Here is a 19,063-nt window from a genome sequence, read left to right as displayed (position 1 = left end):
ACCGCCCTTGGGAGATGCCGTGACCGTTGCCGCCGTGATTCAGGCCCGCATGACCTCCACCCGCCTGCCGGGCAAGGTGCTGTTGCCGGCGGCGGGGCGACCGATGCTGGCCCACCAGATCGACCGGGTGCGGCGGGCGACAACGGTCGGCACGGTCTGCATCGCCACCACCACGAACGCCGATGACGACCCGGTGGCCGCCCTGGCCGAGGCCGAGGGTGTGGCCGTGTTCCGCGGCTCGGAGCCGGACGTGCTCGACCGCTTCGTGGGCGCGGCGGAGAGTGTCGGCGCCGAGACCGTCGTGCGGCTCACCGGCGACTGCCCGCTGACCGATCCCGCCCTGATCGACGCGGTGGTCGGCACCTTCCGCGACAGCGACCCGCCGGCGGACTACGCCACCAACAGCTTCCCGCGCACCTGGCCGATCGGGCTCGACGTCGAGGTCGCCTCCATGGCCGCCCTGCGCCTCGCCAACGAAGAGGCGGGCGACTCCTACGACCGCGAGCACGTGATGCCGTTCCTCTACCGCCAGCCGGAGCGGTTCCGCATCGCCCGCTACCCCTCCGCCCTCGATCTCAGCGGCTATCGCTGGACCCTGGACGAGCGGTCCGACTACGAGCTGCTGGTGCGGATACTGGAGGCGCTGCTGCCGGAAAATCCCGGCTTCGGCTGGCGCGACGTTATCGCGCTGCTGGACGCGCACCCGGATTGGCGCACACTGAACGCCGGCGTCGGGCAGAAGCAGCGGCGCTACGAGGACAGGATCTCGGGAGGATCGACATGACGACGAGCTGGCGCACCGAACAGGAGGCGTTCTGGAGCGGCGCGTTCGGCGACGACTATGTCGATCGCAACCAGGGGGCCTCCCTGCTGGCCTCGCGCACCCATCTGTTCTCCAACGCCCTGAAGCGGGCCGGAGGCGTGGCCTCGGCGGTGGAGTTCGGTCCCAATGTCGGCATCAACCTGGTCGCCCTGCGCCACCTGCTGCCGCAGATCGCGCTGTCGGCCATCGAGATCAACGCAAAGGCGGTGGAGGTGCTGCGCACGCTGCCCGGCGTGGCGGTGCATCACGGCTCGATCCTGGAGAAACACCCGGTCGAGGTCAGCGAGCTCGCCTTCTGCTCCGGCGTGCTCATCCACATCAATCCGGACGCCCTGCCGACCGTGTACGACAACCTCTACGCCGCGTCGTCCCGGCTGATCCTGCTGTCGGAATACTACAACCCCAGTCCCGCCGCGATCCCGTACCGGGGCCACCAGGACCGATTGTTCAAGCGCGATTTCGCCGGCGAGATGATGGACCGCTTCCCCGACCTGCGGCTGGTGGATTACGGTTTCCAGTACCATCGCGATCCGGCCTTCCCGGCCGACGACGTCACCTGGTTCCTGATGGAAAAAACTGGCGAAAAGGCCGGCGCCTGAACCCACGGCGCCGGACACATCATGCCCGATCTCCCGCTTCCCGAGCTGTCGCTGGCACTGCTCGTCGCCTTCGCCTTTGCCGTCGGCGGCGGGGTCAAGGGCATCATCGGCCTCGGCCTGCCGACCATCGCCATGGCCATCCTGGCCAATGTGGTCAGCCTGCGCACGGCCATCGGCATCCTGATCATCCCGCTGCTGATCTCCAACCTGTGGCAGATCATCCAGGTCGGCGCCGTGGGCACCCTGGCGAAGCGGTTCGGCCTGCTGAACGCAGCGGCGGCGGTGGGTCTGTGGATCGGCACCGAGATCCTGTTCTCGGTCGATCCGAAATGGATGCAGATCGCGCTGGGCTGCCTGCTGATCGCCAATGCCGGAATGCAGGTGCTTGGCGGCATGCCGGTGATCCCGCAACGCCGGGAACTCGCCCTGTCGGTGCCCGTCGGCCTCGTCTCCGGCGTCATCGGCGGGATGACCGGTAGCCAGGGGATCGTGATCGCGGTCTATCTCGCCAGCCTGAACCTGACCCGTGACGAATATGTGCAGGGGGTGGGGCTGTCGTTCTTCCTGACCGGGCTGGTCTGGGTGGTGGCCATCTGGGCCAATGGCGGGATCACCGTGGAGACCCTGCCGCTGTCGGCGGTGGCGCTGGTGGCGGCGCTGGCGGCGATGGCGATCGGCACCCGCATCCGCGCCCACCTGCCCCAGGCCCGTTTCCGCCAGGCGGTGTTCATCGCCATGGCCCTGATGGGCGCCAACCTGATCCGCAAGGCGGTGTGGGGGTGAATGTCCGCCCCTTCTGACCCGTCATCCCGAACTTGTTTCGGGATGACAGTCGGGGGAAACGGAAGTGGCTTACCCCTCGCCCTCGAAGCAGACGTTCTCCAGCGGCTCGCCGGTGACAAACCGGTCGAGCTGCTTGGCCACGAACAGCCAGCGCCGGGTGGTCATCGGCTCGGTCCAGGCCGAGTTGTGCGGCGACAGGATCACGTTATCCAGCTTCTGGAACGGAAACTTCGACGGCCAGGGGTTCGGGTCGTCCTTCGAGGGATAGACGTACCAGACGTCGATGATGCCGCCGCGAATGCGCTTCGAGGACAGCGCCTCGTACAGGGCGGCCTCGTCGATCACCTCGCCGCGGCCGACATTGCTGATCACCGCGTCCGGCTTCATGGCCTTGAACTGGGCCGCGCCGATCATGCCGCGGGTCACGTCGTCCAGCGGCGCGCAGACGATCACGAAATCGCTCTCCGCGCACAGCCGGTCGAGCCCGTCATCCACCGTCCAGTAGGCGTCGACCAGGTCGCCCTCGTCCCGGACGGTGCGGCTGACCGCCAGCACTTTCATGTCGAACGCCTTGCAGCGCCGGGCGACCTCGCGGCCGATATGGCCGTAGCCGACGATGCCCACGGTGCAGCCGCGCATCTCGCGATGCATCGGCCCGGCGGAGATCGAGCGGCCGTTATAGGATTTCGCCACCATCATCGGATGGGTGTCGCGCATCAGCCCGGTCTGGAATTCCAGCATGCCGGCCAGGATATGCTCGGCGATGGTGGTCTCGTGCTCGTGGGTGTTGCAGAACAGCACGCCCTTGGGCAGCTCCGGCGGGGTGATCCAGTCGTAGCCGGTGAACGGGATCTGAAAGAGCTTCAGACGGTTGGTCGCCGGGAATTTCAGCCCCCGGCCGCCGCCGACGATCACGTCCGCCTCCGGCAGCAGCTCCTGCAGGCGCTCCGGCTCCTCCGCCATGTCGCAGCAGACGAAACGCAGATGGGACTCGGTATTTTCGGCCAGAAAATCGGCGCGGCGGATCGAGTTCTTGCCGGTCAGCAGAACGGTGGGCGCTTCGCTCACGATGGACCTCGACTGGAGTTTGCAGAACGGAACGGGACGGACGGGCGCCCCGGTAGGCACGGCGGAAGGGAGCTTGTGTATGCGGGGCGGCTTTGTCTAGCCTTTGCCGGCTCCGCGCACCACCCTAGGCGCCGGATGCCGCCCTTTTTCTGGAGGATTCCCGCATGCCTGACGGATTTGACCCGAACGCCGATTGGGTCGGTTACGAACGCGCGCCCATGAAGCTGGGGGCGGTGGCCTGCGGCAATCCCGACGCGGCCGAGGCCGGTGTGGAGATCCTGGAGCGCGGCGGCAACGCCATCGACGCGGTGATCGCCACCGCCTTCGCCATGGGCGTGGTCGAGCCGCTGGACAGCGGCCTGGGGGCCGGCGGGTTCATGACCGTACATCATGCGCGGACCAAGACCACGACCACCTTCGACTTCATGGGCACCGCCCCGGTCAACGCCAAGTACGAGCTGTTCCAGTCGGTCAATCCGTTGGGTGACTACACCATCCTGGTCAAGGACAAGGCCAACGAGATCGGCCACCGCTCGGTCGCGGTACCCGGGGCGGCCGCCGGCCTTTGCCGGGCGCTCGACACCTTCGGGCGGATGCCGCTGAAGTCGGTGATGGCGCCGGCGATCCGCCTCGCCTATGACGGCTTCGACGTGGCGCCCAAGGCCGCGCTGCGGATGTCGCGCAGCAAGGACATGCTGTCCTACATGCCGGCCACGGCGGCGATGCTGCTCAAGCCGGACGGCGGCCTGTTCCAGGCCGGCGACCGCATGGACATGTCGGATTACGGCGCGAGCCTGGAGCTGATCGCCGATGAAGGGCCGCGCGCGCTCTACGAGGGCGAACTCGGGGCCAAGATCGTCGCCGAGATGGAGGCCCATGGCGGCTTCCTCACCGCCGACGATCTCGCCAGCTACCACGTGGTGCGCCGGCCGGCCGCCGGCGGGCAGTACCGGGGCCGCCGGATTGCCACCATGGGGCCGCCCTCGACCGGCTTCATGGTCGCCAAGGGCCTCGCCGCCCTGGACGCCGCGGGCGTCCCGGAGGACGCGCACGGCCGCACCAAGGCGTTGGCCGAGGCCATGCTGGCAATGTTCAACGCCCGACGCCGCGGGCTGGGCGATCCCGCCTTCGTGCCCTCGCCCATCGCGCCGGGCGGCGAGAGTACGGAGACCACGAGCCTCTGCGCCATGGACGCCATCGGCAACGCCGCCTGCATCACCTTCTCCAACAACAACCACTCCGCGGTGGTGGTGCCGGGCACGGGGATCCTGCTGAACAACCAGATGCGGCTGTTCCACGCCTGGGAGGGCAGCGCGAACTCGGTGGTCGGCGGCAAACGGCCGGCGTCGTCGATGATGCCGACCCTGCTGTTCGAGGGGAACCGGGCGGCAATGGCGATCGGCGCCTCGGGGGCGACCCGCATCGTCACCGCCCTGATGCAGATCCTGTTCCACCATCTCGGCCGCGACATTCCGCTGGAGAAGGCGGTGCGCGAGGCGCGCGTGCATGCGGAAGAGGACAGCATGATGTGCGACCCGGACATCGCCGACACCGCCCGTGCGGTGGCCGGGGAACTGGGCCTGACTCTGTCTGTGAACCCGGTGCGCGACCCGATGATGGCGGTCTGCCAGACGATCTCGGTCGACGCGGACGGCATGGCGGTGGCGGTCGGCGATCCCCGCGCGCGGGCGCAGGGGCGGGTTGTGTAGGTCTCCAGCGTCCTTGACCCGTCTTCCCGGCCCTGCGCCGGGGCCGAGACAAACGCCTGCTGGCGCGACGGAGGCAAATCGCCCGGCGCTCCAGTGGCACCGACCCTGGGCCCCGGCACGAGGCCGGGGAGACGGAAAGGAACGGAGAATTGGGGATAGCGGACGAAACCGCTGCCCCCTACACGGAACGGTCTTCCCGGCCCTGCGCCGGGACCGAGGCAAACGCTTGCTGGAGCGACGGAGGCAAATTGCCCGGCGCTCCAGTGGCACCGACCCTAGGCCTCTGCGCAAGGCCGGGGAGACGAAAGAACTGAAGAAAAACGGACGCACAGGAGGAACCCGCACATGCCCGACGCCAAGCCCGCCCCCGGCGGCCCCGACGCCACCTATTTCGCCTATCTGGAGGCCGGGGACTGGCGGATCCAGCGCTGCGCCTCCTGCAACACCCACATCTTCCAGCCGCGTGTCATGTGCCCGTCCTGTGACGGCGAAGACCTCGACTGGGTGGCGCCGAGCGGCAAGGGGACCGTGCATTCCACCACCGTCATCCGCCGGCGGCCGGAAAGCGGCGGCGACTATAATGTCTGCCTCGTCGATCTGGACGAGGGCGTGCGGATGATGAGCCGGGTGGAAGGCATGGAGCCGACCGAGGTCGCCATCGGCATGCCGGTCGCCGCCCGCCTCGCCAAGCAGGACGGCCAGACGGTCGTGGTGTTCGATCCCGCTGAAGGAGCCTCGGCATGACCTGGTCCCATCGCGGCAAGGCCGCCATCGTCGGTGCCGCCACCGCCCATCTGGGCGAGGCCCCCGGCTACAGCCACATGGAGATCGCCGCCGACGCCGCCCGCGCCGCCCTGGCCGACGCCGGGCTGAGTCTGAAGGACGTGGACGGGCTGTTCGCCGTCTCCATGCATTCGGTGTTCCCGGCCCTGACCTACGGCGAGTATCTCGGCATCGAGCCGCGCTTCTCCGAGGCCACCATCGTCGGCGGCTCCTCCGCCGTCATCCAGATGCTGCACGCCGCCCTGGCGCTGGAGAACGGGCTCTGCGACGTGGCGCTGATCGTCTACGGCTCGAACCAGCGCACCGCGTCGGGCAAGCTGCATTCGCCGTCCGGGGCGGAGAACCTGCCATACGAGAAGCCCTACGACCTGCGCGCGCCGATCGCCGGATACGCCATGTCGGCGGCCCGTCACATGCACGACTACGGCACCACCCGCGAACAGCTCGCCGAGGTCGCCGTCGCCGCGCGGATGTGGGCCGGAATGAACGACGAAGCCTTCATGCGCGATCCGCTGAGCGTGGACGATGTGCTCTCCTCCCGCATGGTCTGCGACCCGCTGACCGTGCGCGACTGCTGCCTGGTGACCGACGGCGGCGGCGCCATCGTCATGACCCGGGCCGACCGGGCGAAGGACCTGAAGAAGACCCCCGTCTACCTGCTTGGCTGCGCCGGCGGGCATACCCACCGCCAGTACTCGATGATGCCGTCGCTCACCACCACCGCCGCCGTGCAGAGCGGGCGCGAGGCGTTCACGATGGCCGGCCTCACCCCGGCCGATGTGGACGTGGTGCAGGTCTACGACGCCTTCACCATCAACGCGGTCATGCTGCTGGAGGATCTGGGCTTCTGTCCCAAGGGCGAGGGGGGAGACTTCGTCGGCGACGGGCGGCTGCGGCCGGGCGGGGCGCTGCCGTTCAACACCTATGGCGGCGGGCTGTCCTGCACCCATCCGGGCATGCTCGGCATCTTCACCACCATCGAGGCGGTGCGGCAGTTGCGCGGCGAATGCGGCGAACGGCAGATCGACGGCGCCACCATCGGGCTCGCCCATGGCAATGGCGGCATGTTCGCCCATGAATCCACCGCCCTGCTCGGCACCGCGGCGGCGCTGTAATGACACTGACCCTGATCCTGGGCGGTGCCCGGTCCGGCAAGTCGCGCCGGGCCGAGGCGCTCGCCAGGGAGACGGGGCTGGAGGGGATCTATCTCGCCACCGCCGAGCCGATGGATGCCGATATGGCCGCGCGCATCGCCAAGCACCGGGAGGACCGGGCGGCCCATGGCTGGACAACGGTGGAGGAGCCGCTTGCCCTCGCCGCCGCCCTGGCCGGCGAAGCCCGGCCGGGCCGGATGGTGCTGGTGGAGTGCCTGACCACCTGGCTGACCAATCTGATGGTGCATGGCCGGGACCTGGAGGCGGCGACGGCAGAGTTCCTGGCGTGGTGCGCGGCGCCTACGGGTCCGGCAATCCTGGTCTCCAACGAGGTCGGCTTCGGCATCGTCCCGGAGCACAAGATGGCCCGCGACTTCCGCGACCACGCCGGCCGGCTGCACCAGCGGGTGGCGGAGCACGCGGCACGGGTGGAACTGGTGGTTGCGGGAATACCGATGACGGTGAAGGGCTGACCCTGCACCCAGCAACACCCCCTTGCCCTCCCCCCGCTTCCGGCTAATCTCCAGGCCATGACCGAACAGCTCACCCTCTTCGAAAAGATCTGGCGCGCCCATACCGTCACCGCCCGCGACGACGGGCAGACGCTGCTGTGGATTGACCGCCACCTGTGCCACGAAGGCTCGTTCCACGCCTTCGAGAAGCTGGCAATGAGCGGCCGCAAGGTGCGCCGACCCGACCTCACCTTCTCCATCGCCGACCACTACGTGCCGACGCGCAACCGCGAGGTCGGCCCGGACGAGCCGGAGATCGCCACCATGATCCGGCTGCTGGACGAGCACAGCCGCACCAACGGCATCCGCCAGTTCGGCCTCGGCGATCCGGAACAGGGCATCGTCCATGTGGTCGGCCCCGAGCTCGGTCTCACCCAGCCCGGCATCATGCTGGTCTGCGGCGACAGCCACACCTCCACCCACGGCGCCTTCGGGGCGCTGGCCTTCGGGATCGGCGCGTCGGAGGTGAGCCATGTGCTCGCCACCCAGACGCTCTGGCAGAAGCGGCCGCGCACCATGCGCATCACCGTCGACGGGCAGCTCGGCCCGCATGTGACGGCGAAGGACCTGATCCTGTCGGTGATCGCCAGGATCGGCGCCGACGGGGCGGCCGGTCACGTCATCGAATATGCCGGCGAGGCGATCCGCGGCCTGTCCATGGAAGCGCGGATGACCGTCTGCAACATGTCGATCGAAGCCGGCGGCCGGGCCGGCATGATCGCACCCGACGACACGACGATCTCCTGGCTTAAGGGCCGGCGCTACATGCCGAAAGGTGACGACTGGGAGGCGGCCGTCGCTTTCTGGCGCGGCCTGAAGACCGACGAGGGCGCCGTCTTCGACCGCGAGGTCCGGCTGCATGCCGACGAGATCGCGCCGACCGTGACCTGGGGGACGTCGCCCGAACACGCGCTGCCGGTCACCGCCGCCGTACCGGATCCGTCCGGCGAGGCCAATGAAGGACGCCGGACGACCTTCGAGAAGGCGGTCGACTATATGGGCCTGACCCCCGGCGCGCCGCTGGACGGGCTGCGGGTGGACCGGGTGTTCATCGGCTCCTGCACCAACGCGCGGATCGAGGACCTGCGGGCCGCCGCCGCGATCCTGAAGGACCGCAGCACGAAAGTGCCGACCATGATCGTCCCCGGCTCCACCATGGTGAAGCGCCAGGCCGAGCAGGAAGGGTTGGACCGGATCTTCACCGGTGCCGGGGCCGAGTGGCTTGAGTCAGGCTGCTCCATGTGTGCCGCCACCAACGGCGACATGGTGCCGCCGGGCGAGCGCTGCGCGTCGACCACCAACCGCAATTTCCGCGGCCGCCAGGGGCCGGGGTCCCGCACCCATCTGATGAGCCCGGCCATGGCGGCCGCGGCGGCCGTCACCGGCACCATCACCGACGTGCGCAAGCTGGCGGAGGGCTGAGCCATGGACCCCTTCGGAACCCTCGCCGCCACCGTCGTGCCCCTGCGGCTGGCCAATGTGGACACCGACCAGCTGCAGCCCGGCCGCTTCCTGCGCAAGCCGCGCTCGGACGGCTACGACAATTACCTGTTCCACGACCTGCGCCGGAACGAGGACGGCTCGATGCGGGAGGATTTCCCGCTGAACCAGCCGCAGTACCAGAGCGCGGAGATCCTGGTTGCCGACCGCAATTTCGGCGGCGGTTCGAGCCGGGAGGGTGCGGTCTACGCCCTCGCCGATGCCGGCTTCCGATGCGTCATCGCCGCCAGCTTCGGCGACATCTTCCGCTCGAACTGCGCCAAGAACGGCGTGCTGCCGGTCGAACTGCCGATCGAGGCGATCGAGAGGATCTGGGAGATGGCCGAAGCCGATCCCTCCGCGCCGCTGACCGTCGACCTCGCCACCCAGACGGTACGCCTGGCCAACGACCCGGAGACGTTCGGCTTCGAGATCGACCCGTTCGTCAAGGAATGCCTGATGGAGGGCAAGGACGATATCGACCTGACCCTCGCCCATTCTGAAACCCTCTCGACCTTCGAGCGTTCCTACGGCCAGGACTTCCCCTGGCTTACTCCAACAGGTTGAGCGTGATGATGGACCTTCTTGCCGACCCGACCGTCTGGGCCAGCTTCCTGACCCTCACCCTGATGGAGATCGTGCTCGGCATCGACAATGTCGTCTTCGTCTCGATCATCGCCAACCGGCTGCCGGAGAAGCAGCGGCCGCTCGGCAGAACGATCGGGCTGGCCGGCGCGCTGGTCATGCGCATCGCCCTGCTTTTCGCGATCACCTGGGTGATCGGGCTGACGGCGGTGGCGTTCTCGGTTCAGGGGGTGGATCTGTCCTGGCGGGATCTGATCCTGATCGCCGGCGGCGCCTTCCTGCTGGCGAAGGCCACCCTGGAGATCCACAAGACCGTCGAGGGCGACGAAGAGGATCAGGGTCCCAAAAAGGGGATCTCGGCCGGCTTCACCAGCGTGGTCATCCAGATCATGGCGCTGGACATGGTGTTCAGCGTCGACTCGATCCTGACCGCCATCGGCATGGTCGAGCATATCGAGGTAATGGTGGCCGCCGTGGTGGTGTCCATCGGCGTGATGATGGCGGCGGCCGGCGCGATCGCCGACTTCATCCACAAGCACCCGACCTCGAAGATGCTGGCCCTGTCGTTTCTGATGCTGATCGGCGTGGCCCTGGTCGCCGACGGGCTGCAGTTCCACATCCCGCGCGGCTATCTCTACGCGGCGATCGGCTTCGCCATCGCCGTGGAGGCGCTCAACCAATTGGCGCGTCGAAACCGCCGCAAGGGCCAGACTTTAAAAACCTAAAGTCGGCGAGGTGGACGTTCTAGAAGAACGTCCACTCCCCCGTCAGGTCGTGGATCCGCAGCAGCGCGACCGTATACGCCACCACCACCGCGACCGCCGCAACGGTCCCGATGGCAGGCATTCCGCCGCCTTCCAGGATTTCCCACCCCAAGGCCCCCAGTGCCAGTGGCGCCCCCAGCCATGTCGCCATCCGCAGCCGCCTGCGGGCCACGATCTCGGCGTGGCGGCGGCGTGTAAACACTCTCCGTTTCACCGCTTCAGCCTTTCAATCTGAAACAAAATTTTCTATTGCACATTACAGAAAGAACGCCTAAGTTAGAAGTGCTTTCGGATCGGGGCACGTCCCCCTCTCCCCACCTGATGCCCGGTTCGGAATGCGAGTAAAGGAAGGCCTGGAGATAAGTCTCCAGGCCTTCACTCGTTTTACGATCATTTTCAGACAGTTAGCGCAGCCTCTCCGGGCGTCCGCGCGGCTCGGTTCGAGGATCTCCCGGCGGCCCACCGACCCGCATCTGTCGGTCGGATCCGCCGGAGGGCGCCGTGGATTTTTTGCCGGCCGTTCGAAAACCTCGTCGGTTCGGCCGCGGGGCGGTGCCTGACCCGGGCCAGCGGATGTGCTATGGCCTGAGGCGTCCAATACACCTCAAGGAGGCAATCGTGAGCCTGTCCGTCTATCTGTCCGGCGAGATCCACACCGACTGGCGCGACGTCATCGAGAAGGGCGCGCGCGCCGCCGGCCTGGATGTCGACTTCTCCGCCCCCGTCACCGACCACGACGCCAGCGACGACTGCGGCGTGGCGATCCTGGGCGCGGAGGAGACCGGCTTCTGGAAGGATCACAAGGGCGCCAAGCTCAACGCCATCCGCACGCGCACCCTGATCGAGCAGGCCGACGTGGTCGTCGTGCGCTTCGGCGAGAAGTACAAGCAGTGGAACGCCGCCTTCGACGCCGGCTATGCGGCGGCCCTGGGCACGCCCCTGGTGGTGCTGCACGCCCCGGAGCACACCCACGCCCTCAAGGAGGTCGATGGCGCCGCCCTGGCGGTGGCCGAGACGCCGGAACAGGTGGTCGACATCCTGTGCTACGTGCTGACCGGCAAACTGCCGGGGTGAGAGGCTCGTACCTCTTCCCCCTCTCGCCTCCCACACTCCCCGGAACAAGTCCGGGGAGTGAAACTGGTCCTGGGAATCAGCCTGGGATCAGGATCGCCGCGAGCACCGCGTTGAACACCAGGCTGCCGACCACCAGCCCGACCGACACGCCGTAGCTGACATCCAGCGACAGGCGGATGATCTGCGCCCGCAGCCAGAGGGCGCCGCCGAACGAGGCGATGGTCAGCACCTTGCCCAGGGAGCCGGGCAGGACGTCGCTCGTCGCCAGGGCGATGGCGGCGAATTGGATCACCACGGTCGGCAGGGACGACCAGAATTCCGGGATCATGTAGTCGTAGTACCGCTCCGCCCGGTCGATGGACGGCAGCACGTAATGCACCGCCAGCGCATAGCCATACCAGGCGATGACGACGGTGAAGCCGACCAGCGCCAGCAGACCGAGGGAGAACGGCGCGTCGCTCGCGCTCGACTGGATCATGTAGATCAGCAGGTTCAGCGGCAGCACGGCGGCGAGCACCCAGCAGGACCGCCAGAACCCGGAAGGTCCGGTCCCGAAATAGCTCAGGCCGCCCCGGTCGCCGAGCAGCAGCCGCCACGTCCCGTAGACCGAGGCGACGACCTCCGGCTGGGTGGGGATCGGCGGCAACGCCATGGCCCTAGCCGCCCAACGCGCGGTCCAGGACGGCCGCGTAGATGTCGGTCAGCGTCCGGATATCGGCGACGGCGACATGCTCGTCCACCTTGTGCATGGTCTGGCCCACCAGCCCGAACTCCACCACCGGGCAGAGCCGCTTGATGAAGCGCGCGTCGGAGGTGCCGCCGGTGGTGCTGAGCTCCGGCTGCCGGCCGGTGACGGCGAAGCTCGCCTCGGAGATCATGTCGGACAGCGCCCCGGGCTCGGTGACGAAACTCTCGCCCGAGCACTCGGTCTCCATGTCGTAGCGCACACCCTTCTGGTCGAAGCTGTCGCGGAACATCTTCTCCAGCGAGGCCGAGGAATGGGCGTCGTTGAAGCGCACGTTGAAGGTGGCCCGCGCCTCCGCCGGGATCACGTTGTTGGCGGGGTTGCCCACGTCGATGGTGGTCACCGACATCGTGGTCGGCGGGAAATGCGCCGTGCCCTCGTCCAGCGTGCCGTGGGCGAAGGGTTCCAGCAGGCGGATCAGGCCGTGGACCGGGTTCTCCGCCAGATGCGGATAGGCCACATGGCCCTGGGTCCCGTGCACCGTGAGGCGGCCGGTGAAGGAGCCGCGCCGGCCGATCTTCATCATGTCGCCCATGGCGGTCGGATTGGTCGGCTCGCCCACGATGCACATGTCGGGGATCTCGCCGTTGGCCTCCATCCAGTCCAGCACCTTGGTGGTGCCGTTGACGGCGGGACCTTCCTCGTCGCCGGTGATCAGCAGGCTGATGGAGCCCCTGCCCTCGCCCGACGCCAGATAGCGGTCGACCGCGGCGACGAAGGCGGCGATGCCGCCCTTCATGTCGGCAGCCCCGCGGCCCCAGAGCCGGTCGTCGGCGACGGTGCCGTCGAACGGCCCCTTGCTCCAGGCCGCGGCGTCACCGACCGGGACCACGTCCGTGTGGCCGGCGAAGCAGAGATGCGGCGCCTCGGTGCCGCGTCGGGCATAGAGATTGTCGATCGCCGGGGTCCCCTCCGCCTCGAACCGCAGGCGGTGGCAGGCGAAGCCCATCGGTTCCAGCAGCGACTGCAGCAGGTCGAGGGCGCCGCCCTCCTCCGGGGTGACGCTGGGGCAGCGGATCAGACCCGCCGCGACCTCGACCGGATCGAGGCGCGCCGCGGTGTCCGCCGAGGTTGAGGTGGCGGAAGCTGAGCCGGCCCGGGGGGACGCCGACATGTCGGTGCTCCTCGCGATCAGTCGCGCAGCAGTTCGTTGATGGAAGTCTTCGACCGGGTCTGGGCGTCGACCGTCTTGACGATCACCGCACAGGACAGGGACGGACCCGGCGTGCCGTCCGGCAGCGGCTTGCCCGGCATCGAGCCCGGTACCACGACCGAGAATGCCGGCACCCGGCCGATATGGACCTCGCCGGTCTCGCGGTTGATGATGCGGGTCGACTTGGAGATGAACACGCCCATGGAGAGTACCGCGCCCTCCTCGACGATCACGCCCTCGACGACCTCGCTGCGCGCGCCGATGAAGCAGTTGTCCTCGATGATCACCGGATCGGCCTGCAGCGGCTCGAGCACGCCGCCGATGCCGACGCCGCCGGACAGGTGCACGTTCTTGCCGATCTGGGCGCAGGAGCCGACCGTGGCCCAGGTGTCGACCATGGTGCCCTTGTCGACATAGGCGCCCAGGTTCACGAAGCTCGGCATCAGCACCACGCCCGGCGCGATGTAGGCGGAGCGGCGCACGACGCAGTTCGGCACGGCGCGGAAGCCGGCCTCGCGGAACCGGTTCTCGCCCCAGCCGGCGAACTTGGACGGGACCTTGTCCCACCACACCGACGGGCCGCGCTCCGGATCCTCGGGGCCGCCGGGGACAACCACCATGTCGTTCAGCCGGAACGACAGCAGCACCGCCTTCTTGGCCCACTGGTTGACCGTCCACTGATGATTGCCCTCGGGCTGAGCGGTACGGATCGAGCCGTTGTCCAGCCCTTCCAGCGCCGCCTCGACGGCGTCGCGGACCTCGCCCTTGGTGGAGAAGGTGATGCTGTCTCGGGTTTCCCAGGCGGCGTCGATGACGGTTTGAAGATCAGAGGTCATGGGGTCTCGGCTCTTGTCGAAAGGTCGGAATTCCGCAGGTCCGCGGCACAATGGCGGGGGGCCGGAAGGCTGTCAACGCGATGCGCGTCACGACTGTGCGTCGGAGTCGACGACGGTGCGCAGGAAGCTGATCACATCCTCGGCCACATGATGCACATGGGGCTGGTCGGCGCCGTCGGTCGCCCAGTCGAAATCGCTCTTCAGCCAGACCGTCGTCATGCCGAGATCGGCCGCCGGCTTCAGGTTCTTGGCCATGTCCTCGACCATCGCGGTGCGCGTCGGATCGATGTCCAGCAGCCTGATCAGCTTGTCGTAGGGCACCGGGTCCGGCTTCGGCGAATAGTCGGAGGCGACGATGTCATAGACATGGTCGAAATGGTGGTCGACGCCCAGGCGCTTGGCCACCCGCTCGAAATGGCCGACCGAGCCGTTGGTGTAGATCACCTTGCGCCCGGGCAGCCGGGTCAGCAGGTCGTCCAGCTCCGGCGCCGGGTCGATGATGCTGACATCGATGTCATGCACGAAGTCGAGGAACGGGGCCGGGTCGACCCCATGCTCGGTCATCAGCCCACGCAGGGTGGTGCCGTGGCGCCGGAACAGGTCGCGCTGCAGCTCGCGGGCCGGCTCGTGCTCCAGATCGAAGCGCTCCTTGATGAACTCGGTCATCCGGGCGGAGACCTGGACGAACAGGTTGGAACGCGCCGGGTACAGCGTGTTGTCGAGATCGAAGATCCAGCAGTCGATGGTCTTGGCGAGCATGCAGCGTCCTGGGCACCGGGTGGGGATCTGGGCGCGCTGGTCCCAGGCTGTTCGCGACAATACCCACGATGCCCGCCCCCGTCACCGTCTCGCCCCAGTCACCGTCTCGCCACGGCCCGCCCCGGCACCATTTGCGACAAATGCACTAGACCTGGAGCGGGTCCGCTGCCATGACGATAATGCAGTGGAATGCGGATCGAGCGGTGACCGGGTAAGGTGGACGCATGAGCGGATCGGGCGAGACGGCCGTTGAAGCACCGGAAGAGGCACTGGTCGCGAGAATGGTGTCGACCGGCCCGTTCGCCTTGGCCGACGGTCCCGCGATCCTGGTCGGCAGCGACAACGGCGTGCAGGCCCGCAACATGGCCGGAGCGGATCTCGCCCGCCGGCTGGGCGACCTTCCCGATATCGGCTCGCTGATCGCCGAGGCCCGACGTGCCGGACGCGGCATCTCCGCGGTGATCGAATCGCGCGACACCGACGGCGCGTCGACGAGCGCCACCAGCTTCTCGGCCATGCCCGTGGGCGAGGACGGCGCGGTCCTGCTGATCGGCCGCGACGTCTCGGTCGACCGCAACCTGCGCTCCGCCCTGGTCGACTCGCGCCAGCGCTACCGCGATCTGGTGGAAATCTCCGCCGACCTCGTCTGGGAGACCGACGCCCAGGGCCGCTTCGTCTTCGTCTCGCCCCATGGCGGCATCGGATGGGCGGCGGCCGACCTGATCGGCCGGCGGGCCAACGGCTTCCTGATCGCCCCGCCCGGCGTCACCGTCGACAGCCCGTTCCAGACCCGCGAGGCGCGCCAGGAGATGGAGATCACCTTCCGGCGGGCCGATGGCAGCGAAGCGCGGCTGGAAACGGCCGCCGCGCCCCTCTACGCGCCGGATGGAAGCTGGGCCGGCGCGCGCGGGGTGTGCCGCGACGTGACCGACGACCGCCAGCGCGACATGGAGCTGGCCCGGGTCGGCGCGCGCCAGCGGCTGACCGCCCATATCATGCGGGCGATCCGCGACGAGACCGATCCCGACCGGATGCTGTCCATCGCCGCCGAGGCGGTGTTCCGCGGCGGCAATGCGGACGGCTGCTCGGTCTACCGGATCCTGCCCGGCGCCGGCATGCGGCTGGCCGCCGCGGTGGGCATTCCCGTGCCCGGCGCCATCGTGGAGGAGATGCGCGAGCGCATCACGGCGAGCCGGGAACCGGTGGTCGAGGCCTATGACATCGGGGCGGCCCTCGCCCACCAACTGTCGCACCACCACGAGATCAACGGGGCCGTGATGCTGTGGCGGGTCGGAGACACCGCGGACTGGAGCGACGACGACGCCCGGCTGATCGCCGACCTGTCGGACCAGCTCGGCATCGCCCTGCATCAGGCCGCCGCCCACCAGCATCTGGAGCGGCTGTCGACCACCGATGCCATGACCGGCCTGCTGAACCGCCGGGCCTTCGACGACGCAATCACCCGGCGGCTGGCCGCCGGCGACCCGACCCCCGGGACGCTCACCTATGTCGACCTGGACAACTTCAAGAAGGTCAACGACACCAAGGGGCATCAGGTCGGGGATCAGGCGCTGATCCATCTGTCCGACATCCTGAACCGCCAGGCCAGGCCCGGCGACCTGATCGCCCGTCTCGGCGGCGACGAGTTCGCCCTGTGGATGGAGGGGGTCGGCGCACCGGACGCGCCCGCCCGTGCAGAGTGGATCTTGGAGACCGGCAAGGAACTGCTGCAGTATTCGGGAACACCGGACCATCCCGTCGGCCTGTCCATCGGCATGGCGATCTATCTCCCCGGATCCGGCGAGAGCCGCCAGCACCTGATCGAACGGGCCGACGCAGTGATGTACGAAATCAAGCATGGTGGAAAAGGCTGGTACCGGATCGCTCCGGACGCCGACGCCAAAGCCGCCAACGAACCGCATGGGTGAGGAACCGTGACCAAGCCGACACCGCGCCGCCGGTCCGACGACCAGACCGCCGACAAGCAGACCCTCGCCCAGTCGATGGAGATCGCGCGCACCGGCACCGTGCCCGAACGCTGCACGCTGGCCGCGCGCAGCGACGTGCCGCCGGAACTGCTGTTCTTCCTGGCCGAGGATGCCGACCCTGCCGTGCGCCGGGTGGTCGCCGCCAACATCAACACGCCGCGCCAGGCCGATGATTTCCTGGCCCAGGACGACGACGAGGCCGTGCGCTGCGCGGTCGCCGAGAAGATCGGCGTTCTCGCCCCCGACGTGATCGACGAGCGTCGTGGCCCGCAGCGGCTGCTGACCATCAACATGCTGGAGGCGCTGGCCCTGGACGCGGCGGTCAAGGTGCGCGCCCGGCTGGCGGAATCGATCAAGGACGTGGATAGCGCACCGCCCGAGGTGATCACCGGCGTGATCGAGGTGCTGGCCCGCGACGCCGCCATCGAGGTGGCGGGGCCGGTGCTGGAGCATTCCAGCCTGCTGAGCGACGACTTCCTGGTGGACGTCATCAACGAGCCGTCGCACACCGGGTCCGTCAGCGCGATCTCCCGACGCCAGGGCGTCTCCTCCAAGGTCACCGACGCGATCGCCACCAGCGGCGACGACGCGGCGATCGCCGTGCTGCTCGGCAACGAGTCCGCCCAGATCCGCGAGGAAACTCTGGACCGGCTGATCGAGAGTGCGCCGCCGAAGCCGAGCTGGCACGCGCCGCTGGTCTCACGCCCGAAGCTGGCGGGCCGGCAGATCGGAAAGCTCTCGGAATTCGTCGCCAACGCCCTGGTCGAGCAGCTCTCCAAGCGCTCGGACCTCGACCCGGAGACGTCCAAGCACCTGCAGACGGTGATGGCCCAGCGGCTGGAGGAAGGCGGCGGCCAGAGCCAGGGCGGCGGATTGTCGGAGGACGACCTGGCCCAGGCCGTGGCCTCGGGCCGCCGCGCCAAGGTGATCTCGTCCCTGGCGGTGCGCACCGGCTACAAGGAGCCGATCGTCCACTCGATCCTGAATTCGGGCAGCGCCAAGGCGGTGACCGCCCTGTCCTGGAAGGCCGGGCTCAGCATGGGCTTCGCCGAGCAGCTCCAGCAGCGCCTCGCCTATATCGCCGACCGGGACATGCTGCGCGGTCAGCGCGGCAGCTATCCGCTCAGCGAAGAGGACATGCTCTGGCAGCTCGGCATGTTCGACGGCGGCCAGAGCGCCTGACCGCCGCTAGAGAAGATCGTGGGGCGGGTCCGGGTCAGCCGCGGATCCAGGTGCCCATGCCGTGACTGGTGAAGAGTTCCAGCAGCACGCCGTGCTGGACCCGGCCGTCGATGATCACCGCCCCTTCGGCGCCGCCTTCGACGGCTTCGATGCAGGTCTCGATCTTCGGGATCATGCCGCCGGAAATCGTGCCGTCGGCGATCAGCGCACGGGCCTGGGGCACGGTAAGCTCCGGGATCAGGCGGCGGTCCTTGTCCAGCACCCCCTCCACGTCCGTCAGCAGCATGAAGCGGCTGGCGTCGACCGCGGCGGCGACGGCGCCGGCGGCCGTATCGGCGTTGATGTTGAAGGTCTCGCCCTCGGCGCCGAGACCGATCGGCGCGACCACCGGGATCAGGTTCTGGGACACCAGCGACTTCAGCAGCGAGCCGTCCACCTTGGTCGGCTCGCCCACGAAGCCCAGGTCGAGCACCTTCTCGATGTTGCTGTCGGGATCGACCTTGGTGCGGCGCAGCTTCTCCGCCCGGATCAGGCCGCCGTCCTTGCCGGACAGGCCGATGGCGCGGCCGCCGGCCTGATTGATGGCGGCGACGATGCCTTTGTTGATCGCACCGGACAGCACCATCTCGACGATCTCGACCGTCGCCTGATCGGTGACCCGAAGACCGTCGATGAACTCGCTCTTGATCGCCAGCCGTTCCAGCATCTTACCGATCTGCGGGCCGCCGCCATGCACCACGACCGGGTTCATGCCGACCTGCTGCAGCAGGACCATGTCGGCGGCGAATTTCAGCGCGAGATCGTTGTCGCCCATGGCGTGACCGCCGTACTTGATGACGACCGTCTTGCCGGAATATCGGCGCATGAAGGGGAGCGCCTCCGTCAGGATGCCCGCCTTCGACAGCCATTCGGCCCGCCGCTTGAGGTCGATCGGCTTGCTGGTCATGGCGCTCCTTCCCTCCAATAGAAAACCGGCCTGCGGTTATAGAGCGCCGCGCCCGTCCCGCAAAGCACCCCCGTCAGCTCCGGCACAATCGGGCCGGGCCGCTCGGTCCGGCAATCGGGGA

At 68.4% G+C, this 19,063-nt stretch carries 19 protein-coding genes; 13 read left to right on the top strand and 6 right to left on the bottom strand.

Annotated features, from left to right (window positions below):
- The first annotated feature begins 19 nt into the window (after positions 1–19).
- From BLS34_RS05635 to BLS34_RS05625, 3 genes are read left to right on the top strand one after another with little or no spacing between them, the layout of a single operon-like run.
- Positions 20–784 carry a cytidylyltransferase domain-containing protein gene (locus BLS34_RS05635; protein ID WP_028795631.1) on the top strand — a complete coding sequence of 255 codons (765 nt, stop codon included), beginning with the start codon at positions 20–22 and terminating at the stop codon, positions 782–784.
- Positions 781–1,422 (top strand): pseudaminic acid biosynthesis-associated methylase, encoded by a 642-nt coding sequence (locus BLS34_RS05630; protein WP_028795632.1) that lies wholly within the window; start codon positions 781–783, stop codon positions 1,420–1,422. Before BLS34_RS05635 ends, BLS34_RS05630 begins: the two co-directional genes overlap by 4 nt.
- A gap of 21 nt (positions 1,423–1,443) precedes the next feature.
- On the top strand, positions 1,444–2,205 hold the full coding sequence (locus BLS34_RS05625) for a sulfite exporter TauE/SafE family protein (RefSeq protein WP_093148809.1): 762 nt from the start codon (positions 1,444–1,446) through the stop codon (positions 2,203–2,205).
- Positions 2,206–2,274: 69 nt separating this feature from the next.
- Here the strand turns inward: BLS34_RS05625 and BLS34_RS05620 are convergent, their stop codons facing one another.
- Positions 2,275–3,273 (bottom strand): 2-hydroxyacid dehydrogenase, encoded by a 999-nt coding sequence (locus BLS34_RS05620; protein WP_093148808.1) that lies wholly within the window; start codon positions 3,271–3,273, stop codon positions 2,275–2,277.
- A 164-nt stretch (positions 3,274–3,437) separates the two neighbouring features.
- Between BLS34_RS05620 and BLS34_RS05615 the strand changes: the two genes are divergently transcribed.
- The 8 genes from BLS34_RS05615 to BLS34_RS05575 all read left to right on the top strand — a co-directional run bounded on the left by BLS34_RS05615 (position 3,438) and on the right by BLS34_RS05575 (position 11,333).
- Positions 3,438–4,982, top strand: a complete 1,545-nt coding sequence (locus BLS34_RS05615) for a gamma-glutamyltransferase family protein (protein WP_093148806.1) — start codon at positions 3,438–3,440, stop codon at positions 4,980–4,982.
- A 345-nt stretch (positions 4,983–5,327) separates the two neighbouring features.
- Positions 5,328–5,726, top strand: a complete 399-nt coding sequence (locus BLS34_RS05610; protein ID WP_028795635.1) for a Zn-ribbon domain-containing OB-fold protein — start codon at positions 5,328–5,330, stop codon at positions 5,724–5,726.
- Positions 5,723–6,880, top strand: coding sequence for an acetyl-CoA acetyltransferase (locus BLS34_RS05605; protein WP_093148804.1), 1,158 nt, complete (start codon positions 5,723–5,725; stop codon positions 6,878–6,880). Before BLS34_RS05610 ends, BLS34_RS05605 begins: the two co-directional genes overlap by 4 nt.
- Positions 6,880–7,392 (top strand): bifunctional adenosylcobinamide kinase/adenosylcobinamide-phosphate guanylyltransferase, encoded by a 513-nt coding sequence (cobU, locus tag BLS34_RS05600; protein WP_093148803.1) that lies wholly within the window; start codon positions 6,880–6,882, stop codon positions 7,390–7,392. The genes BLS34_RS05605 and cobU overlap by 1 nt, the downstream gene beginning before the upstream one ends.
- A gap of 57 nt (positions 7,393–7,449) precedes the next feature.
- Positions 7,450–8,853, top strand: coding sequence for a 3-isopropylmalate dehydratase large subunit (gene leuC, locus BLS34_RS05595; RefSeq protein WP_093148801.1), 1,404 nt, complete (start codon positions 7,450–7,452; stop codon positions 8,851–8,853).
- A gap of 3 nt (positions 8,854–8,856) precedes the next feature.
- Positions 8,857–9,477 carry a 3-isopropylmalate dehydratase small subunit gene (gene leuD, locus BLS34_RS05590; RefSeq protein ID WP_093148799.1) on the top strand — a complete coding sequence of 207 codons (621 nt, stop codon included), beginning with the start codon at positions 8,857–8,859 and terminating at the stop codon, positions 9,475–9,477.
- Between the two features lie 5 nt (positions 9,478–9,482).
- On the top strand, positions 9,483–10,220 hold the full coding sequence (locus BLS34_RS05585) for a TerC family protein (protein WP_175474114.1): 738 nt from the start codon (positions 9,483–9,485) through the stop codon (positions 10,218–10,220).
- 657 nt (positions 10,221–10,877) lie between these two features.
- Complete coding sequence (locus BLS34_RS05575) at positions 10,878–11,333, top strand: YtoQ family protein (RefSeq protein WP_245701924.1); 456 nt, start codon at positions 10,878–10,880, stop codon at positions 11,331–11,333.
- A 76-nt stretch (positions 11,334–11,409) separates the two neighbouring features.
- On the opposite strand, the gene BLS34_RS05570 is transcribed toward BLS34_RS05575, so the two are convergent.
- The 4 genes from BLS34_RS05570 to BLS34_RS05555 form a co-directional block, all read right to left on the bottom strand.
- Positions 11,410–11,985: a hypothetical protein gene (locus BLS34_RS05570; RefSeq protein ID WP_093148793.1), complete on the bottom strand. Its 576-nt coding sequence runs from the start codon at positions 11,983–11,985 to the stop codon at positions 11,410–11,412.
- A 4-nt stretch (positions 11,986–11,989) separates the two neighbouring features.
- Entirely contained in the window at positions 11,990–13,192 is a 1,203-nt protein-coding gene (gene dapE, locus BLS34_RS05565; RefSeq protein ID WP_093148791.1) for a succinyl-diaminopimelate desuccinylase, read from the bottom strand.
- Positions 13,193–13,209: 17 nt separating this feature from the next.
- Positions 13,210–14,067: a 2,3,4,5-tetrahydropyridine-2,6-dicarboxylate N-succinyltransferase gene (gene dapD, locus BLS34_RS05560; RefSeq protein ID WP_093148788.1), complete on the bottom strand. Its 858-nt coding sequence runs from the start codon at positions 14,065–14,067 to the stop codon at positions 13,210–13,212.
- Between the two features lie 87 nt (positions 14,068–14,154).
- Positions 14,155–14,826, bottom strand: coding sequence for a pyrimidine 5'-nucleotidase (locus BLS34_RS05555; RefSeq protein ID WP_093148786.1), 672 nt, complete (start codon positions 14,824–14,826; stop codon positions 14,155–14,157).
- Positions 14,827–15,050: 224 nt separating this feature from the next.
- Between BLS34_RS05555 and BLS34_RS05550 the strand changes: the two genes are divergently transcribed.
- Both BLS34_RS05550 and BLS34_RS05545 read left to right on the top strand, forming a co-directional pair.
- On the top strand, positions 15,051–16,754 hold the full coding sequence (locus BLS34_RS05550; RefSeq protein ID WP_093148783.1) for a sensor domain-containing diguanylate cyclase: 1,704 nt from the start codon (positions 15,051–15,053) through the stop codon (positions 16,752–16,754).
- Between the two features lie 6 nt (positions 16,755–16,760).
- The gene (locus BLS34_RS05545) at positions 16,761–17,996 is read left to right on the top strand and encodes a DUF2336 domain-containing protein (RefSeq protein ID WP_038015186.1); all 1,236 of its coding nucleotides are present in this window, start codon (positions 16,761–16,763) and stop codon (positions 17,994–17,996) included.
- Positions 17,997–18,030: 34 nt separating this feature from the next.
- On the opposite strand, the gene argB is transcribed toward BLS34_RS05545, so the two are convergent.
- Entirely contained in the window at positions 18,031–18,942 is a 912-nt protein-coding gene (gene argB, locus BLS34_RS05540; protein ID WP_028795646.1) for an acetylglutamate kinase, read from the bottom strand.
- Positions 18,943–19,063 lie beyond the last annotated feature (121 nt).

This window comes from Thalassobaculum litoreum DSM 18839, from assembly GCF_900102465.1.
GTDB lineage: Bacteria > Pseudomonadota > Alphaproteobacteria > Thalassobaculales > Thalassobaculaceae > Thalassobaculum > Thalassobaculum litoreum.
The sequence above is the reverse complement of the archived record's forward strand: the minus strand, read 5'-3'. Positions and strand labels throughout refer to the sequence as shown.

What these genes read in the sequence shown, in the direction of transcription:
- BLS34_RS05630 (WP_028795632.1), top strand. Translation starts at nt 781, where the DNA reads ATGACGACGAGCTGGCGCACCGAACAGGAGGCGTTCTGGAGCGGCGCG.
- BLS34_RS05625 (WP_093148809.1), top strand. Translation starts at nt 1,444, where the DNA reads ATGCCCGATCTCCCGCTTCCCGAGCTGTCGCTGGCACTGCTCGTCGCC.
- BLS34_RS05615 (WP_093148806.1), top strand. Translation starts at nt 3,438, where the DNA reads ATGCCTGACGGATTTGACCCGAACGCCGATTGGGTCGGTTACGAACGC.
- BLS34_RS05610 (WP_028795635.1), top strand. Translation starts at nt 5,328, where the DNA reads ATGCCCGACGCCAAGCCCGCCCCCGGCGGCCCCGACGCCACCTATTTC.
- BLS34_RS05605 (WP_093148804.1), top strand. Translation starts at nt 5,723, where the DNA reads ATGACCTGGTCCCATCGCGGCAAGGCCGCCATCGTCGGTGCCGCCACC.
- cobU (WP_093148803.1), top strand. Translation starts at nt 6,880, where the DNA reads ATGACACTGACCCTGATCCTGGGCGGTGCCCGGTCCGGCAAGTCGCGC.
- leuC (WP_093148801.1), top strand. Translation starts at nt 7,450, where the DNA reads ATGACCGAACAGCTCACCCTCTTCGAAAAGATCTGGCGCGCCCATACC.
- leuD (WP_093148799.1), top strand. Translation starts at nt 8,857, where the DNA reads ATGGACCCCTTCGGAACCCTCGCCGCCACCGTCGTGCCCCTGCGGCTG.
- BLS34_RS05585 (WP_175474114.1), top strand. Translation starts at nt 9,483, where the DNA reads ATGATGGACCTTCTTGCCGACCCGACCGTCTGGGCCAGCTTCCTGACC.
- BLS34_RS05570 (WP_093148793.1), bottom strand. Translation starts at nt 11,985, where the DNA reads ATGGCGTTGCCGCCGATCCCCACCCAGCCGGAGGTCGTCGCCTCGGTC.
- dapE (WP_093148791.1), bottom strand. Translation starts at nt 13,192, where the DNA reads ATGTCGGCGTCCCCCCGGGCCGGCTCAGCTTCCGCCACCTCAACCTCG.
- dapD (WP_093148788.1), bottom strand. Translation starts at nt 14,067, where the DNA reads ATGACCTCTGATCTTCAAACCGTCATCGACGCCGCCTGGGAAACCCGA.
- BLS34_RS05555 (WP_093148786.1), bottom strand. Translation starts at nt 14,826, where the DNA reads ATGCTCGCCAAGACCATCGACTGCTGGATCTTCGATCTCGACAACACG.
- BLS34_RS05550 (WP_093148783.1), top strand. Translation starts at nt 15,051, where the DNA reads ATGAGCGGATCGGGCGAGACGGCCGTTGAAGCACCGGAAGAGGCACTG.
- argB (WP_028795646.1), bottom strand. Translation starts at nt 18,942, where the DNA reads ATGACCAGCAAGCCGATCGACCTCAAGCGGCGGGCCGAATGGCTGTCG.